Below are 2,019 nucleotides of genomic sequence, written 5' to 3' on the forward strand. Positions count from 1 at the left end.
GGGAGGCTGGGCGGGCGGCGGCGGGGTGTGGGCCCGACCCGCGTGGCTGACATTTGGCGGCGTGGTTGGGGGGGTTGGGCTGGGGGTGTGGGCTGGGACCTCTCCCTCGACGGCTGGCCTCTACCTCGCGGCGGGGCGCGGGGTCTAGTCTCTGCGCATGAGTGACAACGACGTCAGCATCCCTTCCGCGAGCAACGCCGTCCCGTCGGGCACACCCGCCCACGGGAGCGCTCCCAGCCGGTCCGGCCCTGACCACGCCGAGGTCATCGTTGTCGGCGCCGGGCTCTCGGGCCTCGTCGCGGCCACCGAGCTCACGGCTGCGGGGCGCCACGTGATCCTGCTCGACCAGGAACCTGCCGCGAGCCTGGGCGGCCAGGCCTTCTGGTCCTTCGGCGGCCTCTTCCTCGTCGACTCCCCCGAGCAGCGCCGCATGGGCGTCAAGGACACCCCCGAGCTCGCGCTCGACGACTGGCTCGGGTCGGCGAACTTCGCCCCCGGCGCCGCCGACGGCGACGGACCCGACCGCTGGGGCTACGCCTGGGCGCGCGGATTCGTCGACTTCGCCGCGGGCGACATGCGCCCATGGCTCCACGCCAAGGGAGTGCGCTGGTTCCCGCTCGTCCAGTGGGCAGAGCGCGGCGGCTACCCCGCAGGCGGCCACGGCAACAGCGTGCCCCGCTTCCACGTCACCTGGGGCACCGGGCCCGGCATCCTCGAGCCCTTCGTCCGCGCCGCGCTCGACGCCCGGGAGGCGGGCCTCCTCGACATCCGCTTCCGCCACCGCGTCACCGGGCTCGTCGTGACCGACGGCGCCGTGACCGGCGTGCGCGCCGAGGTCCTGGCCGACGACCCGGCCGAGCGCGGCGCTCCCTCGGTGCGCGACGTCGTGGGCGAGGTCGAGCTGTCGGCGAGCGCCGTCGTCGTCTCCTCCGGGGGGATCGGCGCGAACCACGACCTGGTCCGTGCGAACTGGCCCGCGTCCGCCGGCGTGCTGCCGACGCGCATGCTCTCGGGCGTCCCGGACTCGACCGACGGGCTGCTGCTCGGCATCACCCGCGACGCGGGAGCGGCCCTGGTCCACGAGGACCGCATGTGGCACTACCCCGAGGGCATCGCGAACCACTCGCCCGTGTGGACCGACCACGGCATCCGCATCCTGCCCGGCCCTTCGTCGCTGTGGGTCGACGCGCACGGCCACCGGCTGCCCTCGCCCCTGTTCCCCGGCTTCGACGCCCTGGGCTCGCTCCAGCACGTCACGGCCCGCGGCGACGACCACTCCTGGTTCGTGCTCAACAAGGCCATCATGGAGAGCGAGTTCGCACTGTCGGGGTCCGAGCAGAACCCCGACCTCACCGGCCGGAGCGTGCGGCTCCTGGCGCAGCGGGTCCTGCCCGGGGCCGTCGGTCCCGTGGCACGGTTCGCGGCCGAGTCCCCCGAGTTCGTGTGGGGTGCGAACCCGACCGAGCTCGCAGCCGGCATGAACGCGCTGACCGACGCGACCCCCGGGTCCCGAGGCCACATCGACGCCGACGAGCTCGAACGGCTCGTGCGGCTGCGCGACGACCAGGTGCGCTCGGGCCTCGGCAAGGACCACCAGGTCGTCGCGACGGCCATGGCCCGCAAGTTCTTCGTGGACCGCGTGATCCGGGTGTCCCCGCCGCGCCCGCTCACGACGCCCAAGGACGGCCCGATGCTCGCGGTGCGGCTCTCGGTCCTGACCCGCAAGACGCTCGGCGGTCTGCACACCGACACCGACGGCCGCGTGCTGCGCACCGACGGCTCGGTGTTCGAGGGTCTGTACGCCGCGGGCGAGGCTGCCGGGTTCGGCGGAGGGGGCGTGCACGGTCACCGGGCGCTCGAGGGGACCTTCCTCGGCGGCTGCCTGTTCTCGGGGCGGACCGTGGGCCGAGCGCTCGCACGGAGCCTGTAGCCACGGTCTGCGACGGCGGGCCGCGGCCCGCAGCCTGCGGCCTGCCGAGGTAGACCCGTGTGCGCGAGGTAGACCTCCCGGGGGTCTAC

The 2,019-nt window shown here is 74.4% G+C and carries 1 protein-coding gene; it reads left to right on the forward strand.

All coding sequences use genetic code 11. The annotated features are described in order from the left end of the window. Positions 1–157 precede the first annotated feature (157 nt). A complete protein-coding gene (locus tag ACFRCR_RS18545) occupies positions 158–1,930 on the forward strand; it encodes an FAD-binding dehydrogenase (RefSeq protein WP_377679650.1) in 1,773 nt (590 codons plus the stop codon). The last annotated feature ends 89 nt before the right edge of the window (positions 1,931–2,019 follow it).

The organism is Oerskovia sp. NPDC056781 (assembly GCF_042789955.1).
In the GTDB taxonomy this organism is placed as follows: domain Bacteria; phylum Actinomycetota; class Actinomycetes; order Actinomycetales; family Cellulomonadaceae; genus Oerskovia; species Oerskovia rustica.